Source organism: Corallococcus exercitus, assembly GCF_003611585.1.
Taxonomy (GTDB): Bacteria; Myxococcota; Myxococcia; order Myxococcales; family Myxococcaceae; genus Corallococcus; species Corallococcus exercitus.
This window is the reverse complement of sequence record NZ_RAVW01000543.1, coordinates 1-5,512: the sequence shown is the minus strand read 5'-3', so window position 1 is coordinate 5,512 and position 5,512 is coordinate 1. Positions and strand designations below refer to the sequence as shown.

The following is a 5,512-nucleotide window of genomic DNA, read 5'->3' as shown; positions in this document are numbered from 1 at the left end:
GGCATACGAGATCTGCACATGTCTCGTGGGCTCGGAGATGTGTATAAGAGCCAGACCCTCGCGCCTGCGCCGCGCCCGGCTCCAGCGCGAAGAGCAGCAGCGCCACCGTGCTCCCCGCCAGCACCGGCCCCCAGGGCTCCAGCTTCGTTCCCTCGTGCCGGGGCGGATCCCGGTAGGCCAGGTGCAACAGCAGCGCGGACAGCACGCCCACCGGCAGGTTCACCAGGAACACCCACCGCCACGATGCGTGCATCACCAGCCAGCCGCCAATCAGCGGCCCCAGCGCGTTCGCCGCGCCCCACGCGCCGGTGAAGAGGCCCTGGATGGCCGCCCGCTCGCGCAGCGTGTAGAGGTCCGCGCTGATGGTCAGCGTCGTGGGCTGCAACGCCCCCGCGCCCAGCCCCTGCATCACCCGGAAGCCCACCAGCGCCGGCACCGACGTGGCCAGGCCGCACAGCGCGGACCCCACCAGGAACAGTCCCATCCCCGCGAAGAACACCGGCTTGCGCCCCAGCCGGTCCGCCAGCTTCCCACTCACCAGCACGCCCACCGTCGACGCGAAGAGGAACGCGGAGAACACCCACGAGTAGAGCGCGTCCCCGCCCAGCTCGCGGGTGATGGTGGGCATGGCGCTGGTCACCACCGTGCCCTCGAAGGCGCTCACCACCAGGGCCAGCAGCACCGCCCCCGTGGCCACCCGCCGCGCCCCACCCGGCCGCATCCGGCTGCCCGCTTCCGCCGTCACACCGCTTCCATCCATGCCCCCTTCCTTACGCCCCGGCGGGCCATGCGGAAATCGCATCTTCGGCATAGGCTCCTTGCGCATCCCGCATGACTTCCGAACAGCTCCGAGCCTTCCTGCAGGTCGCCCGCGAGGGGCGCGTCTCCACCGCCGCGAAAGGCCTGGGCCTCTCCCAGTCCGGCCTGTCCCGGCAGCTCCAGGCCCTGGAGGCGGAGGTGGGCGCCCGCCTCCTGGTGCGCACGCCCTCCGGCGCCGTCCTCACCGACGCCGGGGAGCGCTTCCTCCCGCACGCCACCCGAGCCCTGGAGGCCATGGCATCGGGCCGCGCGGAGCTGGAGCGACTGGCCGGCACGCCTCGCGGCCCCGTGGTGCTGGGCGTCCTGCCCACCGTGGGCGCCTTCCTCGCCCCGGACCTGATGGCCGCCTTCGTCCCCGCCCACCCGGAGGTGCGGCCCCGCCTGGTCCAGGACCACGCCCCCGTGCTGGAGGAAGGCGTGGCCCGAGGCACGCTCGACCTGGCCATCCTCACGCTGCCCGTGCGCCGGGTGGACCTGGTCACGCAGCTGCTGTGGGACGAACCCCTGGTGCTCGCGGTGCCCCGGGGCCACCGGCTGACGCGGCTGGGACGGCCCGTGGCGATCCAGGAGCTGACGGAGGAGACGTGGGTCCGCATCCCGAACATGGTCGGCACGCGCGCGGTGGAGGCGGCGTGCGAGGCGCGCGGCGTGACGCCCAAGGTGGCCCTGGAGACGGACACCGCCGAAGCGCTGGGCCGCATGGTGGAGCGCGGCCTGGGCCTGGCGCTCGTGCCCCGCCTCATGGCGAAGGACGCCCCTGCCCACGGCTTCGACGTGGTGGCGCTGGCCCGGGGCAGTCCGCGCAGGCAGGTGGCGCTCGTGCATCGCGGGCAGGGCTCACTCACCGCCGCGGCACGCGTGCTCAAGGACGCCATCACGGACTCCGTGAAACAGCACGTGGCCCGCTGACTTCCACTCCGAGCCGCCACTGGATTAGGAGGGGCCCATGCCTCGTATGGACAGCTTCGTGGAGTACACGTTGGAGTTGCTGGAGCCGCTCGGCGCGGTGCAGGCCCGCTCGATGTTCGGCGGCTGGGGCCTGTACTTCGGGGGCCGGATGTTCGGCCTCATCATCCAGGGCCAGCTCTACCTGAAGACGGACGACGTCACTCGCGCCGACTTCGAGGCCGAGGGCTGCCGGCCCTTCATCTACCATAGCCGCGGCAGGGAGCAGCCGATGAGCTACTGGACGCCCCCCGCCGACGCGGAGGACGACGGCCGCCGGTTGCTGCCCTGGGCCCGCCGCGCCGTGGACGCCTCCAACCGCGCCGCGATGAAGAAGGCCGCGAAGAAGACTCCGGCGGCGAAGAAAGCCCCGGCGCCGGCGAAGAAGGCCCCCGTCGAGAAAGAGACTCCGGCGGCGAAAAAGGCCCCCGTCGCGAAGAAGCCCCCAGCGGCGGCGAAGAAGGTCCCTGCCGCGAAGAAGGCTTCAGCGGCGAAGAAGGCCGCCGCGAAGAAGAAGCCGGCGCGCGTCAGGCGGTCTTGATGGAGGCCACGTCGCCGAGCCCCAGCTCGGCGATGGAGACCTCGCGCATGCGGAACTTCTGCACCTTGCCGGTGACGGTCATCGGGAAGCTGTCCACGAACTTCCAGTGGCGGGGAATCTTGAAGGTGGAGATGCGGCCGGTGCAGAACGCCGTCAGCGCCTCCGCGGTGAGCGTGGCGCCGGACTTCAGGCGCACCCACGCCATCACCTCCTCGCCGTACTTCACGCTGGGCACGCCGATGACCTGCGCCTCGGAGACCTCCGGGTGCGTGTGGAGGAACTCCTCCACTTCGCGCGGGTACACGTTCTCCCCGCCCCGGATGATCATGTCCTTGATGCGGCCGACGATCTTGACGTAGCCCTCCGCGTCCATGGTCGCCAGGTCGCCGGTGTGCATCCACCCGGCCCGGTCGATGGCCGCCGCCGTGGCCTCCGCGTTGTTCCAGTACCCGAGCATCACGCTGTACCCACGCGTGCACAGCTCCCCGGGCTGCCCCAGCGGCACCACCGCGCCCGAGTCCGGGTCCACCACCTTCACCTCCAGGTGCGGGTGCACGCGTCCCACCGTGGCCACGCGCTTCTCCAGCGTGTCGTCCAGGGGGTTCTGCGTGGACACGGGTGACGTCTCCGTCATGCCGTAGCAGATGGTGACCTCCTCCATGTGCATCCGCGACTGCACCTGCTTCATCACCTCCACCGGGCACGGCGAGCCCGCCATGATGCCGGTGCGCAGCGACTTCAGGTCGAACTCGCCGAAGCGCGGGTGGTCCAGCTCCGCGATGAACATGGTGGGCACGCCGTAGAGGGACGTACAGCGCTCGGCCTGCACCGTCTGGAGCACCGCCAGAGGGTCGAACGCCTCGCCCGGAATCACCATGGCCGAGCCGTGGGACGTGCAGGCCAGGTTGCCCATCACCATGCCGAAGCAGTGGTAGAACGGCACCGGGATGCACACGCGGTCCTCCGGCCCGTAGCGCAGCACCTCGCCCACGAAGAAGCCGTTGTTGAGCACGTTGTGGTGCGACAGCGTCGCGCCCTTCGGGAAGCCCGTGGTGCCGGACGTGTACTGGATGTTGATGGGGTCATCGAACTGGAGCGACAGCTCGCGCGCCTCCAGCACGTCGTCGCCGATGCTCGCCCCGCCCTTCAGCAGCCGGTCCCAGTCCGAGTCCAGCACCAGCGCCTCGCGCAGGCCCGCGCACCGGGGCCGCACCTCCGCCAGCATCTGCGTGTAGTCCGTCTGCCGGAAGCCCTTCGCCAGCAGCAGCACGCTCACGCCCGCCTGGTTGAGCGCGTACTCCAGCTCCGACGTGCGGTAGGCGGGGTTGAGGTTGACCAGGATGGCGCCCGTGCGCGCGAGCGCGTACTGCGACACGGTCCACTCGAAGCGGTTGGGAGACCAAAGCCCCACCCGGTCGCCCTTCTGGATGCCCAATGCCAGCAGGCCCTTGGCCACCGCCGTCGTCGCGTCCCAGAACTGCCGCCAGGTGACGCGGTAGTTCTGCGAGGCCACCACCAGCGCCTCGCGGTCGCCGAAGCGTTCGACCGTGCGGCGCAGGTTCTGACCGATGGTCTCCCCCAGCAGCGGGGTGGTGCTGGTGCCATGCGCATAGGACAGGGCGGTCGTCATGCCCGCATCGTCACCAGGGTGGCCCTGGCTGGGCAAGCACCGGCGTGGAGCAGGGCCTCCGGCTGTCCGCTTGTACCCGCCGACGGCCTCGCTAGCGTCGAGGGCTTTCTGGGGGATTCGCATGCGCCAGTGGCCGCCGTTTCGCCGTGGGTTGTGGGGCTTCGTCCTGCTGTTCGCTCTCCATGGGAGCGCGGCCATCGCGGCCGGGGATGAGCCCATCGTCGTCGGCACCCGCACCACGCTGACGTCCAAGGTGCTGGGGGAGGAACGGCCGCTGATGATCCACCTGCCCGACGGCTACGAGGCCGCGCCCACCGAGCGCTACCCGGTGCTCTACGTGCTGGACGCGGAGACGCACTTCGTCCACGTCGCCAGCATGGTGGAGTTCCTTGCGCGGACGCGGCACATCCCGGAGATGATCATCGTCGGGGTGCCCAACACGACGGACCGCGCCCGCGACCTCACCCCGCCCTTCTCCAAGACGGAGCGCATCGACGACGGTCGGCTGCTCTCCGAGGTCGCGCCCACGGCGGGCCATGCGGACACCTTCCTGCGCTTCCTCACCGAGGAGCTGGCTCCGTCCGTGGAGGCGCGCTACCGCACGCAGCCCTACCGGATCCTCGTAGGCCACTCCCTCGGCGGCCTCTTCGCGCTGCACGTCCTCACGCACAAGCCGGAGAGCTTCAACGCCTACGTGGCCCTCAGCCCATCCGTGCACTGGAACTCCGCCGAGCTTGTGCGCGCCGCGCCGGAAGCCCTCGCGCGCCTCACCGCGCCGGGCCGCGCGCTGTACCTGGACGAGGACGCGGAGGAGGCGCCCAACGTCGCCCGCCTTCGCACGCTCACGAGGGAACTGCGCAAGCGCAAGCCGGCGAACCTCACGTGGCGCTACGACGAACTGGCCGGCCAGGACGACCACGCGAGCCTGCCGCACATCGGGACGTACGAAGGGCTGCGGTTCCTCTTCAACGGCTGGAAGGTCCCCGAGGCGCTCCAGATGACGGGAGACCTGGCGCGCCTGGAGGCGCACTACGCGGGGCTGTCCAGGCGCGTGGGCTACCCGGTGGTGCCGCAGGAGCGCCTGTTCAACGGGGTGGGCTATCACCACCTGGAGGCGAAGCGCATTCCCCAGGCGATCGCCGCCTTCGAGCGGAACCTCACGTTCCACCCGGACTCCGGCAACGCGCACGACAGCCTGGCGGATGCCCTGGAAGCGGCGGGACGCCTCCAGGAGGCCCTGACGCACCGCGAGCGCGCCGTCGCGCTGGCACGCGAGCATCAGGACCCGGACCTGCCGCACTACCAGAAGCACGCGGAGGAGCTCCGCGCCCGGTTCGCCGCGCAGCCCAAGCCCTGAGCCTTCAGTCCCGGAGTCCGTCCCCAGGGATGAGAAGGTGAGAACCCTGCCGGGCAGCTCCGCCGACGGTGCGCTCCACGAACCTGTCCGACAGGAGGGTTGCGCAGAATAGCGGCTCAGCCCGGCTGGGAGGCAGGGGGAGAAGCCGGGGCCTCGAGGAGGACGAAGACGCAGAAAAGCCGGCTGCGAGTGAGCAGCCGGCTGACGTTATGGGCCAGCA

General features: G+C 70.8%; 5 protein-coding genes. 3 read left to right on the top strand and 2 right to left on the bottom strand.

The window, feature by feature from the left end; all coding sequences use genetic code 11:
• A partial coding sequence (locus tag D7W79_RS38115; RefSeq protein WP_120530170.1) for an MFS transporter occupies positions 1-760 on the bottom strand: 760 nt, incomplete at its 3' end.
• 71 nt (positions 761-831) lie between these two features.
• Here D7W79_RS38115 and D7W79_RS38110 point away from each other — a divergent pair.
• Positions 832-1,728, top strand: a complete 897-nt coding sequence (locus D7W79_RS38110; RefSeq protein ID WP_120530169.1) for a LysR family transcriptional regulator — start codon at positions 832-834, stop codon at positions 1,726-1,728.
• Between the two features lie 37 nt (positions 1,729-1,765).
• Positions 1,766-2,305 (top strand): TfoX/Sxy family protein, encoded by a 540-nt coding sequence (locus D7W79_RS38105; protein ID WP_120530168.1) that lies wholly within the window; start codon positions 1,766-1,768, stop codon positions 2,303-2,305.
• Here the strand turns inward: D7W79_RS38105 and D7W79_RS38100 are convergent.
• Complete coding sequence (locus D7W79_RS38100; RefSeq protein ID WP_120530167.1) at positions 2,292-3,935, bottom strand: AMP-binding protein; 1,644 nt, start codon at positions 3,933-3,935, stop codon at positions 2,292-2,294. The two genes, D7W79_RS38105 and D7W79_RS38100, sit on opposite strands and share 14 nt — an antisense overlap.
• Positions 3,936-4,056: 121 nt before the next feature.
• Here D7W79_RS38100 and D7W79_RS38095 point away from each other — a divergent pair, with 121 nt between their 5' ends.
• Positions 4,057-5,292, top strand: a complete 1,236-nt coding sequence (locus tag D7W79_RS38095) for an alpha/beta hydrolase-fold protein (protein ID WP_158617154.1) — start codon at positions 4,057-4,059, stop codon at positions 5,290-5,292.
• Positions 5,293-5,512 lie beyond the last annotated feature (220 nt).

Coding starts and splice junctions, on each gene's coding strand:
- D7W79_RS38105 (WP_120530168.1), top strand. CDS start 1,766: ATGCCTCGTATGGACAGCTTCGTGGAGTACACGTTGGAGTTGCTGGAG.
- D7W79_RS38110 (WP_120530169.1), top strand. CDS start 832: ATGACTTCCGAACAGCTCCGAGCCTTCCTGCAGGTCGCCCGCGAGGGG.
- D7W79_RS38095 (WP_158617154.1), top strand. CDS start 4,057: ATGCGCCAGTGGCCGCCGTTTCGCCGTGGGTTGTGGGGCTTCGTCCTG.
- D7W79_RS38100 (WP_120530167.1), bottom strand. CDS start 3,935: ATGACGACCGCCCTGTCCTATGCGCATGGCACCAGCACCACCCCGCTG.